Annotated in this window: 18 protein-coding genes and 2 pseudogenes; 10 read left to right on the forward strand and 10 right to left on the reverse strand. The window is 41.1% G+C overall.

Annotation, left to right across the window (positions count from 1 at the left end; genetic code table 11):
• Positions 1-5 precede the first annotated feature (5 nt).
• From V7K84_RS24730 to V7K84_RS24740, 3 genes and pseudogenes are all read left to right on the forward strand, one after another.
• Entirely contained in the window at positions 6-1268 is a 1263-nt protein-coding gene (locus tag V7K84_RS24730) for a cysteine desulfurase (RefSeq protein ID WP_334841930.1), read from the forward strand.
• A gap of 115 nt (positions 1269-1383) precedes the next feature.
• A pseudogene (locus tag V7K84_RS24735) lies at positions 1384-1688 on the forward strand (Uma2 family endonuclease); the annotation flags it as partial.
• A gap of 32 nt (positions 1689-1720) precedes the next feature.
• On the forward strand, positions 1721-2359 hold the full coding sequence (locus tag V7K84_RS24740; protein WP_334841932.1) for a Uma2 family endonuclease: 639 nt from the start codon (positions 1721-1723) through the stop codon (positions 2357-2359).
• Between the two features lie 28 nt (positions 2360-2387).
• Here the strand turns inward: V7K84_RS24740 and V7K84_RS24745 are convergent, their stop codons facing one another.
• The gene (locus V7K84_RS24745; protein WP_334841933.1) at positions 2388-3488 is read right to left on the reverse strand and encodes a ParB/RepB/Spo0J family partition protein; all 1101 of its coding nucleotides are present in this window, start codon (positions 3486-3488) and stop codon (positions 2388-2390) included.
• Between the two features lie 697 nt (positions 3489-4185).
• Complete coding sequence (locus tag V7K84_RS24750) at positions 4186-4668, reverse strand: tetratricopeptide repeat protein (RefSeq protein WP_334841935.1); 483 nt, start codon at positions 4666-4668, stop codon at positions 4186-4188.
• Between the two features lie 360 nt (positions 4669-5028).
• Between V7K84_RS24750 and V7K84_RS34330 the strand changes: the two are divergent.
• The 3 genes and pseudogenes from V7K84_RS34330 to V7K84_RS24765 all read left to right on the forward strand — a co-directional run.
• Positions 5029-5082 (forward strand): annotated as a pseudogene (locus tag V7K84_RS34330) (hypothetical protein); the annotation flags it as partial.
• A gap of 306 nt (positions 5083-5388) precedes the next feature.
• Positions 5389-5499: a hypothetical protein gene (locus tag V7K84_RS24760; RefSeq protein WP_334841938.1), complete on the forward strand. Its 111-nt coding sequence runs from the start codon at positions 5389-5391 to the stop codon at positions 5497-5499.
• 259 nt (positions 5500-5758) lie between these two features.
• A complete protein-coding gene (locus tag V7K84_RS24765; RefSeq protein WP_334841940.1) occupies positions 5759-6163 on the forward strand; it encodes a DUF2294 domain-containing protein in 405 nt (134 codons plus the stop codon).
• Here the strand turns inward: V7K84_RS24765 and V7K84_RS24770 are convergent.
• Both V7K84_RS24770 and V7K84_RS24775 read right to left on the reverse strand, forming a co-directional pair.
• Positions 6144-6527, reverse strand: a complete 384-nt coding sequence (locus V7K84_RS24770) for a response regulator (protein WP_334841942.1) — start codon at positions 6525-6527, stop codon at positions 6144-6146. The two genes, V7K84_RS24765 and V7K84_RS24770, sit on opposite strands and share 20 nt — an antisense overlap.
• A 389-nt stretch (positions 6528-6916) precedes the next feature.
• Positions 6917-8221 (reverse strand): CCA tRNA nucleotidyltransferase, encoded by a 1305-nt coding sequence (locus tag V7K84_RS24775; RefSeq protein WP_334841944.1) that lies wholly within the window; start codon positions 8219-8221, stop codon positions 6917-6919.
• An 86-nt stretch (positions 8222-8307) separates the two neighbouring features.
• On the opposite strand from V7K84_RS24775, the gene V7K84_RS24780 reads away from it, so the two are divergent.
• Both V7K84_RS24780 and tsaB read left to right on the forward strand, forming a co-directional pair.
• Positions 8308-8556, forward strand: a complete 249-nt coding sequence (locus tag V7K84_RS24780; RefSeq protein ID WP_094351825.1) for a Ycf34 family protein — start codon at positions 8308-8310, stop codon at positions 8554-8556.
• Between the two features lie 711 nt (positions 8557-9267).
• Complete coding sequence (gene tsaB / locus V7K84_RS24785) at positions 9268-9924, forward strand: tRNA (adenosine(37)-N6)-threonylcarbamoyltransferase complex dimerization subunit type 1 TsaB (protein ID WP_334841945.1); 657 nt, start codon at positions 9268-9270, stop codon at positions 9922-9924.
• A 30-nt stretch (positions 9925-9954) separates the two neighbouring features.
• Here tsaB and V7K84_RS24790 read toward each other — a convergent pair whose 3' ends face one another.
• Positions 9955-10872: an AEC family transporter gene (locus tag V7K84_RS24790; RefSeq protein WP_334841946.1), complete on the reverse strand. Its 918-nt coding sequence runs from the start codon at positions 10870-10872 to the stop codon at positions 9955-9957.
• A gap of 102 nt (positions 10873-10974) precedes the next feature.
• Here V7K84_RS24790 and V7K84_RS24795 point away from each other — a divergent pair, with 102 nt between their 5' ends.
• A complete protein-coding gene (locus V7K84_RS24795) occupies positions 10975-11784 on the forward strand; it encodes a M15 family metallopeptidase (RefSeq protein WP_334841947.1) in 810 nt (269 codons plus the stop codon).
• Positions 11785-11853: 69 nt separating this feature from the next.
• On the opposite strand, the gene V7K84_RS24800 is transcribed toward V7K84_RS24795, so the two are convergent.
• The 4 genes from V7K84_RS24800 to mrdA (V7K84_RS24815) form a co-directional block, all read right to left on the reverse strand.
• Positions 11854-11979 carry a hypothetical protein gene (locus tag V7K84_RS24800; RefSeq protein WP_334841949.1) on the reverse strand — a complete coding sequence of 42 codons (126 nt, stop codon included), beginning with the start codon at positions 11977-11979 and terminating at the stop codon, positions 11854-11856.
• Between the two features lie 88 nt (positions 11980-12067).
• Complete coding sequence (locus tag V7K84_RS24805; protein ID WP_334841950.1) at positions 12068-12916, reverse strand: serine hydrolase domain-containing protein; 849 nt, start codon at positions 12914-12916, stop codon at positions 12068-12070.
• 45 nt (positions 12917-12961) lie between these two features.
• Complete coding sequence (gene mrdA / locus V7K84_RS24810) at positions 12962-14794, reverse strand: penicillin-binding protein 2 (RefSeq protein ID WP_334841952.1); 1833 nt, start codon at positions 14792-14794, stop codon at positions 12962-12964.
• A 341-nt stretch (positions 14795-15135) separates the two neighbouring features.
• Complete coding sequence (mrdA, locus tag V7K84_RS24815; protein WP_334841953.1) at positions 15136-16983, reverse strand: penicillin-binding protein 2; 1848 nt, start codon at positions 16981-16983, stop codon at positions 15136-15138.
• 295 nt (positions 16984-17278) lie between these two features.
• On the opposite strand from mrdA (V7K84_RS24815), the gene V7K84_RS24820 reads away from it, so the two are divergent.
• Positions 17279-18406 (forward strand): ABC transporter ATP-binding protein, encoded by a 1128-nt coding sequence (locus V7K84_RS24820; RefSeq protein ID WP_334841954.1) that lies wholly within the window; start codon positions 17279-17281, stop codon positions 18404-18406.
• A 300-nt stretch (positions 18407-18706) separates the two neighbouring features.
• Here the strand turns inward: V7K84_RS24820 and V7K84_RS24825 are convergent, their stop codons facing one another.
• Entirely contained in the window at positions 18707-18862 is a 156-nt protein-coding gene (locus V7K84_RS24825; RefSeq protein WP_334841955.1) for a hypothetical protein, read from the reverse strand.
• Positions 18863-18912 lie beyond the last annotated feature (50 nt).

The raw sequence follows: 18912 nt of genomic DNA on the forward strand, positions 1-18912 counted from the left end.
TACCAATGACTTTTACTCCTACCAAAACCCTTGCTGATAAAGTTCGCGCTGACTTCCCGATATTGCATCAGGAAGTCAATGAGAAACCCTTGGTTTATCTCGATAATGCTGCGACATCGCAAAAGCCTTTGTTCGTATTAAATACCCTACGGGATTATTACGAGCAATATAATGCTAACGTGCATCGAGGTGCCCATTCTCTGAGTGCTAAAGCTACTGATGCTTATGAAGGTGCTAGAGATAAAGTTGCCAAATTCATCAATGCTGCATCGCGTCAGGAAATCGTTTACACCCGCAACGCAAGTGAAGCGATTAACCTAGTAGCATATAGCTGGGGAATGAATAATTTGCAGCCTGGGGATGAAATTATTCTCTCGGTGATGGAACACCACAGTAATATTGTACCTTGGCAATTGGTGGCGCAAAAAACGGGTGCAGTACTGAAATTTGTAGAATTAACACCAGAAGAAACTTTTGATTTTGAACAGTTTAAAAAGCTGATTTCTGAGAAAACTAAGCTGGTGTCGGTGGTGCATATTTCTAATGCTTTGGGTTGCATTAATCCAGTGGAAGAAATTGGTGCGATCGCTCACAGATACGGTGCTAAATTTTTAGTTGATGCTTGCCAAAGTGTTCCTCACTACCCTGTGGATGTGCAGAAAATAGATTGTGACTGGTTGGTAGCATCCGGTCATAAAATGTGCGCCCCAACTGGGATAGGATTTCTCTATGGCAAGTTGGAATTATTGGAATCAATGCCACCATTTTTTGGTGGTGGTGAGATGATTGCAGAGGTGTATTTAGACCATTCCACTTATGCAGAATTACCACATAAATTTGAAGCTGGGACACCTGCAATTGGAGAAGCGATCGCACTTGGTGCTGCGATCGATTATCTTAGCAGTATCGGCATGGATAAAATCCACGCCTACGAAGCAGAATTAACAGCTTATTTGTTCCAACAATTAGAGCAAATTCCCCAAATAAGAATTTACGGCCCCAAACCCAATGCTAAAGGGGAAGGTAGAGCCGCTCTGGCGTCATTCACAGCCGGAGAAGTCCACGCCAACGACTTATCTACATTATTAGATCAAGAAGGCGTTGCTATCCGTTCTGGACACCACTGCACTCAACCATTACACCGCTACTTGGGTCTTGCTGCAACCGCACGAGCAAGTCTATCTTTCTACAACACCCGCGAGGAAATTGATATTTTTATCAAAGCACTGAAAGAAACTCTCGACTTCTTTGCAGGTTTCCTTGCTTAAAGTTACAAAATATTCAGATAGTAATCTAATTGTGCCAAATATCAGCAAATATCTTGCTAACATTTGGCACAATTTAATTATCTGGATTCTTTACAGGAGAAACTAAAGTGTCAGTAAACAAGAATTAGATTTAACAACAGATCCAGCACCAGATTTAGCAGTTGAAATTGATATAGCAGCTCTGTTAATAAGCTTAATATTTATGCGGCTTTAGGTGTAGGAGAATTATGGAGATATGACGGTGAAGTTTTAAAATTTTATCAACTAGTAGAAAGCCAGTATATTGAAATTAAGTCGAGTATCGCTTTCCCTTTAATTTCTGTTAGTGATATGAATAGATTTATCCAGCAAAGTAAAACTATGGATGAAATTTATTTGGTGCAATCCTTCAGTGTTTGGGTGCGTGGAAAGATAGCTTAAAATATTAATTACGAATTACGAATTATTTTAATATGCTTGTGAAGTCAACGGTTGGTGAACAAAGAACAGTGCTAGATAACATTAGCTGGGAAACCTTTGAAGCTTTGCTGAGAGATAGAGGTGAGGATAGAGGTTCTCGATTTGCTTATGACTGCGGTGTTTTAGAAATCATTACTCCACTTTTTGAACATGAAAACACCAAAATTCAATTTGACCGTTTTATTCTAGTTTTAGCCGAAGAATTAGGAATTGAAATTAGAAGTGCTGGTTCAACAACATTGAAGCGGAAAATATCAAAGCGGGGAATAGAACCAGATACTTGCTACTATATCCAGAATGAACTAGCTATTAGGGGTAAGCAAACTTTAGATTTAGAAAATGATCCGCCGCCTGACTTAGCAATTGAGATTGACATTACCAGTAGTTCAGTTAACAAATTGGGAATTTATTCAGCGTTGGGTGTAACTGAACTTTGGAGATATGATGGGCAAGAATTAAAATTTTATCAGTTGATAGAAGAGCAATATGTCGAGTGTAAGTTTAGTATTGCCTTTCCTATAGTTTCAGTGAGTGAGATAAGCAGATTTATTGAGCAGAGTAAAAGTATGGGTGAAATTGCTTTGCTCAAATCCTTTCGGGCTTGGGTCAGGAAGAAGATTAAGATAGAGTGATTTTTTAATTATATTTTCACCATCCTAATTATGAGTCACTATCAAAATTGTAGGATATTTCCTTAATAGAGCCTGGATGACCATATTTCATAATAATATCCCACTGTTCCACCAACTTTTCAATGACTATATAACTACATTTTTCGTGAAGTTTAAGCTTCTTAAAAGTAGGACGTTTTAGTTGCTCCTTCACCTTATTAATACGTGATTCTGGAACTACTATATAAAGTGGAAAATTTAAGTTTGGACAAAGCGTTACCAAATCTGCCATCCTTAGCAAACCTGAGTAAACAGGTGTAGTCAGTTCGACTTCAAATGCCGCATCAATTTGATTACTACCAGTGAGCCAAATGACATCAATGTACTTAACTGTTGGATGTGCATCATCACCAATTCCTAGTGGCGGCAAAGAATCAATACTTAAGCTTCCCAATTTTTCTTTCTCCCACACACTTGAACGGTCAGTAATATCAATCCATATCGAACCAGAAAACTTTTTACCTAACTTAGCTAATATCCACTGTACTTGTGTGTGTTGTATTTCGTTAAAAGGTTCAATACTGCTAATCATTTTGAAAGCCGCATTTACACTTTTGAGGTTCAATTTTTTTCGTAATACCTCTGCTTTTGCAAGATTACCAACTAAAAGTGCCTCATCAATAGCTGATACAACTTTACGAGCCTTTTCATAATTAATACCACTTCCTATACCAACCCTCTTCGCTATGACATCCCTAGTACTTCCCACGCCAGATCCTTTACTTCCCTGACGCTGACGAGAGTTAGTTCGCTCAATAGCTTCCCAAGTTAATCCTTCCCGGCATTTTTGCTCTATAGATTTTTCTCTGTTAGCATTCTCCAGTAACAGAGTTTCTAATTCAGCGATTTCATCAGTAAACTCTTTTTCTTCAACGGGTACTGTTATCCACCCAAGAGATGACACTGCTTTCCAACGCCGATGTCCACTGATGATTGTACCCTCTGGTGTAACAATAAGCGGTTTGACCCATTTAGACCTTTCAATATCTTGAGCTAGTTGTTCAATATCTTCGTCGCCGTAAATACTGTCATTTTTTGGATGGGGATGAAGTTCAACAACTTTGCGTTCTTTAACCTGAATGTTTGCCATTGAGTCTAATTACGAAGTCACACTGTGTCTAATGCACTACTCTAATCTAATAGTGGCATTAGTGTATGAAAAAGAGCAAAGACTAGGTTTATCTCAATGAACTATCAGTTAATCAATGCGATCGCACCCCACGAAATCAACTCAAAGAAACCGCTATAGTCTCTCGATTTTCACAACTCATTTAGGATTGCTATAGTGAGAAAAACTTTTAGCTTAACAGAGTAAAAGATAAGATCGGCAAGAATTTTAATTGCTGAGTTGGGATGTGCAATAAGACACCAGGGGTCTTTATTGAAAATTGCTGTAACTGTGGCTATGGCATTCATACCATAACTCATAAAGAAATCTACCGTACCCTCATCAACAATTGAGTACCACTGAGAACCCAGAGATCACTCGTTTTGATAGTTACATCTAAACTGTAGTCTTTGTAAATACCAGTGGCGTAGGCGCAGCCCTTGGTAGACATCGCCTAGTAAAATCCACCATGTTCTGCTTGTGCTATCTAGTTTGTACTAAAGTTAACTTTATTCAACCGAGAATTGTTAGTTGACAGTTGGTTGCTGTTAGTACAAGCAGCAATGACGCTGCTATTAATTCAGATAGAAGTGTATTGAATAAAATTATGGCGACTAAGGCGATGAATTGTTGTTGATGAGGATGATAACGGATTCATAAAACAGTATGATGCTCTCTCCTATCTGCCGTTGTAGCTGAATCTAAAAGTACATTCTAGAATCAACTTTTGATTCACTAGAGAATAGGGCTGAATTTCTAAAGCACGTTGAAAAGCTCGGATAGCTTGACCATACTCTCCTAGTGCTGCATAACATAAGCCCATACCATGAAGCGCCCCAAAATGTATTCGATTTATCTGCACAACCATCTGACAATCTGCCAGAGATTTTTGATAATCGCCAATACTGTAATAGAGGAAAGCTCGACGATTCCAAGCTTCGGCAAAATCTGGCTGGTCTTTAATTAATGCCGTCAGTGATGTTTCAGCTTCAGCAATTTCACCTGCATCCAGTAACTTTTGACTGCGGTCAATTATTTCCAGCCCATAGATTCCCTTTTGCTGAAACCAGATCCGCCAGATTTTTCTGGTTGCCTTGTCGCGCACTGTGGCATCCGGGTTTTTCAACTCTTCAAGTAAGGAATTGATAAATAAAGAATCCATGAATTTGAGATCAGTGAATATACCTTTGTATTAACTTTCTCACAAAATATATCGATTAAATCATTTTTAAAGTCATCTTTAAATTAGGCGTGATTAATCGCTAATTATGAAATTCCTGTGTGATTTATTGTGTTCAACAATATGACTAATACCACACTAGATATTTAGAGTCATAAAAATAAAAACTGACTAGAGGTAGCTGAGAGATCCCTTTGGCACTATTACTCAAGCTCACATCAATATACCAGAACTGCAAGATACACTAGACAAAGGTTGTTTGTAGGTAAATGGCAAGATTATGAAACCAGGCGGTAATTTGGTTATCATCAAAGCGTAGTTGAGTTAGTTTGGTATTTACCAGCAATTGCCAAGCGCTTTGGCATTGCAGAATCACAGTCAATACTTTTCGGATAAACCCAACAATCTCTCTTTTGGCCTGAGGAAAGGTTACTGGGGCTGGGGTAAAGGTAAATTTAAACCCTTTCCTTTTTCCGTTTCCCCTTAACCGAAAAGTGTTGGAATCACAGTTGCTTCGGCCGTACAGAATCTGTCGCCAGAGTGGAAGATATGGGCTTCTAAGAATTAATGCCAAATATGTTGTATTGGTTTTTCACAAATTGTCTCAGTGGCTAACACACTCTTTATTAGAACCTAAGTTTGTCTGCTTATTCGCTGTACTGGAAGGTATAGAGAGTTTTGTAATGTACATTACATTCTGATGTGACGCTGTATGGGGCTGCCATTGATGACCATTTGGATGAACATGACTATATTATTCCTGGGTTCGGAGATGTAGGCACGGCGGGCTACGCGGGAGCTTATTTGGCATAAAATAAGCTAATTACCTATGAGCAAATGACGATCAAATCCAGCTATTAGCTAAACACTGCATAAATCGTTAGTTAACAAATTTTACTCCGTCAAAATTGGAAATATTCTTAAATAAATACATACTAAATACATCACATTGATCCACTAAGTTCACATAAAATAGTGATTGATTTTATCAGACTATTCCATAATCATCTACTATAATGTTGGATACTTCAATTTTTCGTTTATAGCAATAAATATTACATAGTAGGTACTAATGGTACAACCGACTATCGGACAATTAGAAACAGAAATATCACAGCGGATTATAAGTTTATATAATGATAGGCTAGGTAAGTCTCCTAGCCAAATCATTTGTCATTTTTTTGATACTGAAATCGTAATTTCTCTAGAAAACTCTGTTACTCAAGCTGAACAAACTTTACTAAAAGGTGGTTATGATACTTTAGCCGAACAAGTACGATTATATTTAGAGAAAATAATTAAACCAGATTTAAAAAAATTGATTGAGGAAATTATTGGTCAACCTGTCCTTTACCTGATGACAAACACCAATTTAGCAACAGGCCGTACTGGGATTGTTGTAATTCTCAAAGAATTACCTGAAGTTCGTAATCCCGAATATATTCCGAAGAGAAATGTTAGGAATTTAGCTGACTGATGTGGCGACTGATTACCACTTCTAATTGATTAAAATCATAGGGTTTCGTAATGCAATCATCAAATGCTGTGAGCATCGTAGAGCGATAGTTTTGTACCGTTATTAGAGATGTAACTGCAATGATTGGAATGGTAGCAGTTTTTAAGTCATGCTTGAGATCGTCCATGACTTGGTTCGCACTCAAGTTAGATAGCTTCATATCTAGCAGGATTAAATCTGGTTGATGAGTTTGTGCCAACATCACAGCCCTCACCCCTTGTTTGGTACAAATACATGAAAAATTTAATATTCCTAGATGAGAATTAAGTAGCTCTAAATCATGTAAACTCTGTTCAACAACCAAAATTAAAGGCTGTCCATTCATAAGCAGTTAGTCCTGTCCAAGAAAAGCTATTCATAAAAACTCCACCCATCAGAAAAACCTGAAAGTCTTTGTTTCTAATAAGTGTTTAATTTAATATATGAGAGTATCTTCAGGCAACCAACTAAAGCATAAAAATGAATAGGTTAGTGTATAATTCATTCGGTTGTCCATCGGCGCTAAATTTTAGGAAATGACATAGCAAAGCAGTCATAACATCAAGCAAATATTAGCATAATTGATGTATGTAATTGCAAGGATTGACTATAAAGATCGGTATTTTATGGTAATTAGGGGATACTTGAAGTTGCAGATTTACCAGTCTTAGCCAGGAGTGCCAAAATCGCGTAGGCATCGCCTTTGGTACATTACCATAAATTAATTAAGTATATTTAACCATCAAGTAACTGACGTGCATAAGCGATCGCCTCTGCTGGTGTTGAAAGTTTCCCCTCAGCTTGTGCTACACCAATTTCAGTTAGCAGTTGGCCGATAATTGGCGAAGCTGGAATATCTAATGCTACGATCAACTCCTTCCCGCTTACTAGGGGAGTGGGATGAGCGATCGCATCGTTAGGGTTGAGGTAGCGGTCGATCAAAGGTGCTAAGACTTGGTAGCTCATTGCTTTAGTTTCCACTGCTGTGTGTAGTGGCTTGTCACCAGATATTGCCTCTACCAAATTATTAATTGCTACAGCTAGCACTGCCGTAGCGGGGAACACAATATCTGCGTCATGAAACAAAAAGTATTGTTCTCGCAAGGACATCTCAACTACTTGAAATTGCGGTAACAGTTTCAAAGCAGTAGTTACACCGCGGATTTCGGCACGACTATAAGTTAGTTCCTGTAGCTCTATTTCTGCTAATTCTGGATCTGGGTTGACGAGACAAGCAAGTTTGGCAATACCTAGCCAAGTAGTTTTAATACTATCGCGGACATATTCTTGCAGTTGCGATCCTAGTTGTTGCCACTTTTCTGTAAGTAAAGCAGCTGCTGTGTCAACTGCTGCTAGTTTGAGCAAGCTTTCAGGGGTGGCATTTTTGAAGAAAGGGGCAAGTAAACCATCTTCCCAAGCCGTTGCGATCCAAGGAGTACCCTGAGAATTTGCCAGTAGATAGCCAATTTCTACCCTAACTCTTTCGGCTGCAACTTTGCTGATGTGTGATGCCAAAGAACGAATTGCGGCTTGGGTAGCTGGCTCAATAGTAAAACCTAGTTGGGCGGCTTGGCGATAACCTCGCATTAACCGCAAAGGATCATCTTCAAAGTTCGCGGGTGATACCATTCGCAAAATGCCCTGTTGTAAGTCTACATAACCTTGCAGAGGATCGATAATTTCTTGCGTATGGGGATTATAAGCGATCGCATTTACTGTAAAGTCCCGTCTGTGCAAATCAACTTCTAAACTATCTCCTTCCTGTTGGGCAAAGTCAGCCGTGGCGTGGGGAAAAACTACACGCGCAATTTGTCGTTTTGCATCAAGTAACACAAAACCAGCTTTGTAATGATGAGCGATCGCTCTCGCTACCTTTACCGCCTTGGATGGTATAACAAAATCTAAATCCAGATATTCGCGAGTTCTGCCCAGGATCGCATCTCGGACAGCGCCACCTACCATGTAAGCGGGTTGTGGTAGGAATTCCAAACTAAAAGGCCAATTTTCGGGAGCTAGGGTAGAAGGAATTGATTCGTGCATTGTAATAAAAATCAACCCAGCAACTCATGAATAACAGTTGGGCTTACGTTAGATTAACAATAAAGGCCCCTGGAGTTGGTTCTATTATGTGTATTTGCGTGAATTGCCACTATGTAGACAGCTGTGTTACCTATCATGCCGTAGAAGGGCAGCACCAACAGCCTCACTTGACTGAAACACCAGATTTTGATCCGAATGAACCTTCTATCAATGTCAATATTCGGACTACAGATGATGTGATTGAAATGGAATGGGATGTTGTTGGTTGTCTGAGCTTCAAGCGGGAAACGGGTAAGTGGTCGAAATTGCGTCCTGGCGAATTAGTGCCGACTTGAAACGTCAAAAGTAGTATGTTATCTTTACGCCCATTAATAACAGAACGTTGACAATTCAATCCCAAGTTTGCTGAAAGCAAAAGTATTTATTTTGACTTTACACACGTAAGTTTTTCGCGGGGGTATAGCGATCGCTCAAACCCTGATTCTTTCGTTGACCCCCTCGAAAAGCTGCTGTGTAAACATTTCAGGGGATGTACTATTAAATTTTTGTCAATAGTTTTTGCTTATTGACAAATAAATTAGACCCCCTCGAAAATGAGCCTTCAAAACCAGCCACCGTAAAGGTTATAGAAGGGTGGGGTTTTACAATCACTTACCCCTCACGGGGATGGAAACTCTAAAACAGCAGCCGAAATAGAAGTTTGTACCATTTTTGTTTTCTAATCACTTTCCCCTCAAGGGGATGGAAACCCGCCGATGGCTTCATTCAGCCACTTTTCAACATCAAGTTTTCTAATCACTTTCCCCTCACGGGGATGGAAACTCTAATAGCTGGATTACTCTTACAGCTAATTCTCTAGGTTGTTTTCCAATCACTTACCCCTCACGGGGATGGAAACTCTTTAATACGTTGAATGACTACCGGAAACTGCGAGTTTTTTAATCACTTTCCCTCATGGAGATGGAAAAAAGCTGAAAACTTAGAACTATGATGTGGTTGAATAGATAAATCCAGCCAACTCTAAACAATCAATATTTTAATTAACTTTGACCACAGAACTAAAACACCTCACAGCCACAAAATACGCTTTATCACTGCACACCACTACTCCCGAATTAGGACTAGCAATTAGTAATTTTGCTGGCGATACTCGCTCTCAAATTTGGAATTTGGGGCGTGATTTATCTAGCCTAATACATCGATATTTAATTGAATTTATCAAACCGCAAACTTGGGCAGATTTGTCATTTATCGCCGTGGCAAAAGGCCCTGGCGGCTTTACGGGAACTCGAATTGGCGTTGTCACTGCTCGGACTTTAGGGCAACAGTTAGATATTCCTGTATTTGCGATTTCAACCTTGGCTGCGGTAGCTTGGTCAGAAGCAGGTAAAAGTCAAAACCCAAAAACGATTGCTGTGGAAATGCCAGCACAACGAGGTCAAATTTTTGCTGCTATTTATCAGTTTGAGCCAGATGTTTCTAAACTAAAAGTGTGTTTGTCAGATAGAGTGTTGACACCAGAAGCATGGCAGGAAACTTTAGCAACTTGGAACACTAATTATCAGTTGATTCAAGCTCAATCTGGGTTAGCAGCGACGGTGACAAGTATTTTGGAATTAGCTAATCTCGATTGGCAAGAGGGCAAATTTCCTAATTGGTCAGAGGCTTTACCATATTATGGGCAGCATCCAGTAGAAGTTTAACTGATATGCACGCAGTGCATAAATCCAAAATCAAAATAGCCACAGCCAAATTGGGAGAGTAACCAGCAATACTATAGCCCCAGTAGCTAACGCAGTAACCGCCAAATCGCGATCAAGATTGAATGTCTCAGCAATTACCAGTGTGCCGAAAGCTGGAGGCATGGACATTTGTAAGACAATTACCTTTGCCGTGGAACCAGTTATTCCAAACAGTGGTAATATGCTGCCCACTATCAAGGGAACTATAAGCATTTTGATTCCCAAGCTTATCCCTGCTTGTGGTAAGCTACCCCAAGATTTAAGCAGCGCCAGTCGCATTCCAATTAATACCAAGGATAAAGCTACACTACTCCAAGCAAATTTTTCTAACCAGAATTCTGCAACTGTGGGAATTGTCACCTGCCGAAACAGCAAGCCAAATCCGAAACCCCACAGCGCAGGATTAATTAAGATGGCCTTAGCAGTCTGCCAATGATTTTGGACACCAACGCCAAAACGCGCTGCTAGCAACACACCCAAGCCGTAAGTTCCTGGGAATGTACCTAACAAATCGTAGAATAGCGCCCAAGCAAAGTATTCCTTGCCTACCATTGCTAAGGTGATGGGAAAGCCAAGATAACCTGTGTTACCCAACATTGCTGCTAATATCAAGCTAGCCTGAGTTTGTGGTTGGGGGACAGTATTTTTAAAATAGGCTTGTCCTTTAGTGGCTAACCAAGCTAAAAATGCTCCGAGTAAAATGGCTAGGTAAGCGAAGGCAGGTGCAATCCAAATTTGCCCCGACAAGCTAGATTGACGCAAAAACGATACTATGCTGATGGGTACTCCCACCCAAAAAAGAAACTGTCCCAAACGTGTAGGAACTGTCACAGGTAGTTTGCGTCCCAGAATAAAACCTACCAGGACTAATCCTCCCAGCTTGACGTATAGTTCTAAAAGGTTTGTCAAGATTGCGCTTAAGAACCACAGATGTAAAATGCTACCTGTTACGTTTACTTTTGTCCAGTGCAAAATCTGTTATGGCTATCCCACAAAAACAGGAGTTTACCCTTGAATAAGGCAGGGTTTTCTGGAAGACCGCAAAACTCATCGAATGACCTTGGTGATGATATTCCAGTGGCTGTACGCGATACCCCTGATGCAACACCTAAATTTTGGTTGCAACCCCGAATTATGCTGATTGGGGGAGTAATGGGATTTGTCTTGCTCGCTTTAATTAGCGGTTTTTTGTTTTTCGTCACTGCACCTAAAAAAACCGCAGATTCTCAACCTTTACCAGCTACTTCTGCTCCTATAACTCCAACTCCGCCAGCATCTAATAATTCCAGCGATACTGTGTTAGGGCATTTTCCATACCCAGAAGCCCCTGAGTCAGAACTAGTAACCATCTCCGCAAATAGGGGCATTAGAATGCGAAAAACTGCTGCCCAAAAGTTTGAGGAGATGGTAGCAGCAGCGCGGAGTTCAGGTGTAATATTAGTGCCAATTTCTGGCTTTCGCTCAGTCAAAGACCAGGAGCAGTTGTTTTTTGCTGTCGGTGCCCAACGAAATCAAACGCCAGCACAACGGGCTGCCCTCAGCGCCCCTCCTGGTCATAGCGAACATCACACGGGTTATGCTGTGGATGTTGGAGACGGATCGGTACCAGCAACTAATCTCCAAACTAACTTTGACAATACCAAGGCTTATCGGTGGCTGCAAGCAAATGCAGCGCGTTTTAGCTTTGAAATGTCATTTCCTAAAGATAATGCTCAAGGTGTAAGTTATGAGCCGTGGCACTGGCGTTTTGTAGGCGATCGCAATAGCTTAGAAATGTTCTATAAAGCCAGAAATTTGAAACCCGCTAAGATATCGCCATAGGAGTTACTCGATTTTAGATTTTTCATTAAATCCAAAATTCAAAATTGGCAGAGTCAGGAGTAACTGGTTTTACTCCCTCTCCCCTAATGGAGGCTGAAGCACTAGTTCTGTAATAACTGGACAGTAGTATTCAGCAATTTTCTTAGCGATCGCATCTGGTCGATAAATTTTATCTAGATTGCAAAGTAAAATCACAGTAATTTTGTCATCAATAAAGCGGGTAATGTTACTTGCGAATCCTAATATTGAACCATTATGACCAACTATTCGGCGATCGCCATAATTAAATATCCACCAACCTAAACCTGCAACATATCTTAATTTTTCCCAAGCCCTGATTGGGAAAATGAGGAGTCCACATCAGATCAAGGGTTGATTGCTTTAGTAAAGTTTCACGACAAAGCGCCTGTTCCCACTTCACCATATCTTCTACACTGGAAAGTTGACCTCCAGCAGAATAGGTTACTGAAGGACTGTAGTAAGGTTTGTTAACGAGTTTGCTGTTTGGCAACCGATAACCAGCAGCCCGGTGCGGCACTATGTCACTGGGATTATTCATCACGGTTGCATTCATTCCCAAAAGAGCAAAAATGCGCTCTTGCAACAAATCTCCATAAGATTGTTCAGTTACTTTTTCTAGGAGCAAACCCAGTAGATAGTAGCCTGTGTTGTCATAGGCGCTAAACTCACCCGGTTGGAACTTGAGCGGTAGGTGAGTAACTAGAGCCAAAATTTCAGATTTAGATAAATTAAGATGGGTAATTTCCCAGTAGTTTGGAGCATCGGTATAGCTAGGAATTCCAGACTGATGAGACAGAATATGCCCGATTGTGACATTTTGCCATGCTGGGGGTAGACAATCGAGATAGTCTGCGTAGTTTACCGCCGCAGGCATCGCATCTTCTAGCGAAATTATCCTTTTCTCCACCAGCATCATTATGGCTGTAGCGGTGAAAGTTTTACCGACAGACGCAATCTCATAAACTGTATGTTCAGTCGCTGGAACAGAGTGTTCAATATTCGCCAGTCCATAGCCCTTAACTAAAACCGGCTCACCTTCCTGCACCACTGCAAAAGAAAGTCCAGGAATCTGATTTTGAGTCATTGCGGCTTGAATATAGTCGTCAATCATAATCGGCAACGCTCAGTACAAGTGTACAATGCTCAATACCTAGTTTCATCTGCTATTTTCTGGCTTTTCAGCCGCTGGTTTCTGATACTTACCCGGATACTTACGCTGAAAGTATTCCTCCATAATTTGTAAAATCATCGGCGCAGCAATGCTACCACCACCACCGCCAGAATGTTCAGCAAATGCCACAATCACAACTTCTGGCTGTTCAGCAGGTGCATAGGCTCCAAACCAAGCGTGATTTTGCTTAACACGGCCTTTCCACGCTTCAGCTGTGCCACTCTTACCAGCCACTGCGGGAACTGTTGGCTGCTTCAAAGCTTTACCCGTACCTTCAGCTACTACTTTCCGTAGTCCCTGACGGAGAACACTTATAGTTGTCGGCTTCATATTTAAAGATGCTCGCCAGCTTTTTGCTTGTTCATTGTCTTTAAGCAAATGCGGCTGGACTCGATAGCCACCATTAGCGGGCACAGCAAACATGATGGCGACTTGTAAAGGTGTCGTTTGTAAAGCACCTTGACCAATTGACATATTAATGCTATCGCCTACAGTCCAAGGTATCTTCCAAGTTTTCTGCTTCCATGTCTCATCTGGCACTAAACCTTTTGCCTCTTCGTTGCCAAACTCAAAGCCAGTTCTTTTACCAAATCCATACTTGCGAGTCCATTCAATTAAAGTTGGGCCGCCGACTCCGCGACCAATTTGATAAAAGAAGGTATCACTACTCCACTGTAATGCTCCGACAAAACCCAATGGCCCGAACCCGGCGTGATTCCATTCACCAAATCGCGTGCCACCAAAGCTCAGGGAACCGTAGGTTTGCAGAACTGTGCTAGGAGAAAATTTACCTGATTCTAGACCGGCTGTGGTGGTAACAATTTTGAAGGTGCTGGCGGGTGGAAAGGCGCTGAGGGCGCGATTCACCAAGGGATGATCGGCACCTTGAACAAATTCCCAATCTTTTTGGGTGAGTTTCTGCTTCGAGAAAATATTTGGGTCAAAGGTGGGATGAGATACTATTGCTAAAACAGCGCCATTCTTTGGATCGAGTGCCACGATCGCACCGTCGCGATCGCCTAAAGCTTTTTCTGCTGTCTTTTGCATATTTAAATCTATTGTCAAGTGCAAATCGTTACCCGGTTTTGCCTGTTTCTCACCCAAAACCCGAAGCGGGCGACCAGCACCATCTACTTCTACCTGCTGACCGCCCCATTCGCCCCGCAGAGTTTTCTCATAAGCTTTTTCAACTCCCATTTGACCAATCACATCACCTAATCTGTAGCCTTCCTGCTTCTTTTCTTTTAACTGACCGCCGGTCAGTTCTCGCGTATAACCTAATACATGAGCTAATTGCTTGGCGTGGGGGTAGTAACGAACGGCTTCTGTATGAATTTCTACGTCTTTAAGTTCAGTTTGATACTCTTTCAATGCTGTGATTTGCGCTTCGTTCAAGTCACGAGCAATTCGGATGAGTGAAGAAGAGTTAGCACCTGCCTCTTCTAGTTTCTTTTCCATCTCTTCTTGGGGAACGTCGAGAATTTGAGATAGACGCGCTCCCACTAATGACCATGCTGGTTTGGTATGTGCCATCGGCCACAAATATACAGAGCGAGGATAGCGAGTACTGGCTAAAAGTTTGCCGTTGCGGTCAAAGATGTTGCCTCGTTCTGGCTGTTTGGGGATCATCCGAATTCTATTTGACTCGGCTCGTTTTCGGTGGCTTGCTCCTTCATTAATTTGCAAATATGCCAAGCGAATGCTGATTCCTGTCAGCATCAATAGAGTAAATATAATTAAAAATATCGGCTGGAAACTTTGTCCAACAGTACGTGTATTTTTTTGTCCGCCAAGTGGAGATGGTTTAAGGAAAGTCATAAGGAAAAGAGGATTTCAAAATTAAGATTATCTGTAAATAACTCTGCTAAATTATTAGCAGGTATTTAAGGGCAAACTAATTGGCAGTAATTACTTGTTTTCAATTGATATCATAAGCTCATCTCTTCTATTGCCTCGCCTAAAGGCTTTTTGAATTTTAAACTTTGCACACTACTGGTCTGTCCGATTAATTTTGATGAGTTTGTAGTAAGCACTTCAGTGCTTAAAAATCTAGGACTAAAGTCCTTACTAAGAACTTTTATTACTCATCAAAACTAATGGGATAGACTAGAACCTCCTACGCTATAACCTGTTTGGCTTTGGACTTCCGCCTTGCGGTACTAGTCTCCAGTGCTATGTCCTGAACTTTGAGTTTTAGCTTCTGATGGGTCAGGCTGAGGTTTTTGATACTTACCTGGATATTTGTGCTGAAAATAAGCTTCTAGTACTTGTAAAACCATCGGCCCGCAAATAGTACCGCCATGTTCGCCAGTATTTTCCCCAAAGGCCACAACCACAATTTCTGGCTTATTACTGGGCGCATAAGCACCAAACCATGTGTGATTTGGGCGACCAACACCAGCTTCAGCTGTGCCACTCTTCCCGGATGCTTGGGCAATTGTCGGCACGTCTAAGCGCTTACCAGTGCCTTCACTCACTACCTTCCGCAGTCCGTCGCGGAGAACTTTGATAGTTGTCGCCTTCATATTTAAGGATTCTCGCCAACTTTTTGCTTCTTCGTTATCTTTAAGCAAATGCGGCTGAACTCGATATCCACCATTAGCAGGGACAGAAAACATAATCGCTGATTGCAGAGGTGTCACTTGCAAAGCGCCTTGACCAATTGACATATTAATGGTGTCGCCAACAGTCCAAGGCGTTTTTAAAACTTTCCGCTTCCATGTTTCATCTGGAACCAAGCCTACTGATTCTTCATCACGAAATTCAATACCAGTTCTTTGACCAAACCCGTATTTGCGACTCCATTTAATTAAAGTTGGGCCGCCAACTTTTCTGCCAACTTGATAGAAGAAAGTATCGCTACTCATAGCGATCGCTCTGGGAAATCCCAATGGCCCGAATCCGGCGTGGTTCCACTCACCAAATGTCACCCCACCCACGGTAAGAGAACCAAAGGTTTGTAGTATTGAGTCAGGAGAAAATTCACCTGATTCTAGTCCAGCTGTCGTAGTCACAACTTTAAAAGTACTGGCAGGCGGAAAGGCACTCAGGGCGCGATTCACCAAGGGATGATCTTTACCTTGGACACTTTCCCAATCTTTTTGCGAGAGTTTTTGTTTGGAAAAGATATTTGGGTCAAAGGTGGGGTAAGATACCAACGCTAAAACAGCACCATTGTTTGGATCGAGTGCTGCGATCGCACCTCGATGATTTCCCAAAGCTTTTTCGGCTGCCTTTTGCACATCCAAATCTATAGTTAGGTGCAAATCATTACCAGCTTTTGCCTGTTTCTCCCCTATAACCCGGATTGGTCTACCCGCACCATCCACTTCCACTTGCTGACCGCCCCATTCGCCTCGTAGAGCTTTCTCATAAGCCTTTTCCACGCCCATCTGACCGATGACATCTCCCAGTCGATAGCCTAACTCCTTCTTGCCCTTTAACTGGTCGGGGGTCAACTCTCGTGTATAACCTAATACGTGCGCTAATTCCTTACCGTGGGGATAATAACGTACAGAATCTGTATTGATTTCCACTTCAGGAAGTTCATTTTTATACTCCTTTAATGCCGTGATTTCTGCTTCATTTAAATCGCGAGCAACCCGGATGAGTGAAGAAGAATTAGCACCAGCTTGTTCTAATTTCTTTTCCATCTCATCTTGGGGAATGTTGAGAATTTGCGCTAGACGCGGGCCAACTACAGACCAGGAAGGCTTAGTATGTGCCATTGGCCACAAGTATACAGAGCTAGGATAGCGAGTGCTAGCTAAAAGTTTGCCATTTCGGTCAAAAATATTACCCCGTTCTGGTTGTTTAGGAATCATCCGAATTCGGTTTGCTTCAGCTCGTTCCCGGAGTTTTGGCCCTTCAACAATTTGCAAGTAAGCCAAACGAGCCTCAATCCCACTGGCCATTAATAGGGTAAATACGATTAAAAATATTGATTGGAAACCACGTCCAACTGTACGTGTATCTTTTTTGTTGCCAAGTGATGGGAATAATGACATAAGTATCAATTCTAAATTCAAAATGAATAAACGCAATTCCAGCCAGACTTTTAGCAATTGCTAATATGCAATTTTAAGGTTTGTTAACTTAATCGCAGAATCTCTAAGTAGTAAAACTAGTATATAAATTTACTATAATTTGATTCTAGTTACTGAGCATGAAAGAATCGAGCGAGTATATTCTTGAACAATTGTTTTTGGCGGATACAATAAACCAAAGTGTCAAATATAGTCTGCCCAAAAGACTAGAGCAATTGACAAAATAACGTAATATCACGGCATTCTACTGAGGATTATGGCTCAAATTGTCATGCAAAATCAGAGGGGGATAACAAGTTTTCAGCCACTTGATGTTGAACTGCGTAACGTCTTCAAGTTCTTTAACCAAGAACCAGCAGTAAATGGAATTGATTTGGATGTCAGACAAGGAGAATTTTTTAGTATTTTAGGCCCCTCCGGTTGTGGTAAAACAACAACATTGCGCTTAATTGCTGGGTTTGAAATTGCTGACGCTGGTAAGGTGTTTATTCAGGGTCAGTCCATGACTAATGTGCCCCCTTACCGCCGACCCGTCAATACTGTATTTCAAAGTTACGCTCTATTTAACCACCTGAATGTCTGGAATAACATCGCCTTTGGACTGCGGTTAAAAAAAATACCCAAATCGAAAATTGAAGCTAGAGTCGAAGAAGCTTTAAAACTGGTGAAAATGGAAAGTTTGCGATCGCGCTTTCCCAATCAACTTTCTGGCGGTCAACAGCAGCGAGTAGCTTTAGCCAGGGCTTTAGTCAACCGTCCCGCCGTGGTACTACTAGATGAACCTTTAGGGGCGTTAGATTTAAAACTACGTAAAGAAATGCAGGTTGAGTTATCAAATTTACACAAAGAATTGGGGTTAACCTTTGTGATGGTGACACACGATCAAGAAGAAGCATTGTCTTTGAGCGATCGCATTGCCGTGATGAATCAAGGCAAAATTGAACAAGTCGGCACTCCCAGCCAAATTTACGAACGTCCCTGTACATCCTTTGTTGCTGATTTTATTGGTGATACTAATTTATTCAGTGGTGAAATCGTCGCGGTAGACTCCTCTAATATTAAAATTTCCACAAAAATGGGACTATCAATCGTTATTAGCCGCGCTGAAGATACACCAACTGAATTATCACAATCTGTAGTAGTGAGTGTGCGTCCAGAAAAAATACAGCTTTCGCTTTATTCACCTAATTTGCCAGTTAACTGCTTTGAAGGACGGCTTGTCAACGTTATGTATTTGGGCACACACGTTAATTATGTTATGGAATTAACAAATGGCATTAGTATTAATGTCTTGCAACCTAATACTCTTGGCACTTTACCAGACCGCGACATACCTATTTATGCCTGGTGGGCAGAAACTGATTGTTTAGCTATTAGTCAATAGTTAATGGTCATAGAAAGCGGTGGTAAATCAGTACCGCAAGGCGCAAGTCAAAAGTTGACCCTGAGCGCAGTCGAAGGGTCAAAACTCAAAAGAATTGTATTAGCAAGCTCTTGTACCATTTGAAATAGTATGTTTATTTTGGTCGTGCTGTAGTAGTGCAACTTTGTGGTTAAAAAATAAGCAGATAATTCTGATAAATAAATTTAGAGGCTAACAACCATTCTTTATTTTCTTTCTTTTGCCTTGTTGATCAATGCTGAATTGGAATTGTAATTACAAACTCTGTTCCTGTTGCTGGTGTTAAATGACATTATCAGTAACTAATTCCCAAGTTTGATGTTGTTTGGCTAACAGCGTAGTTGAATAAAGGTCTTGCAAAGTTTCTAGCTGTTGCAGCAATTGGGCATTTTGCTGACGTAAAAGCGATATCTCTTCATTGATGTTGTTAGTACACATGTTCAACTCCGATTTACTCTGAACCGTATTGCAAGTGGAGTGGCAGAATA

It is taken from the genome of Nostoc sp. (assembly GCF_036917315.1).
Lineage (GTDB): Bacteria > Cyanobacteriota > Cyanobacteriia > Cyanobacteriales > Nostocaceae > Nostoc.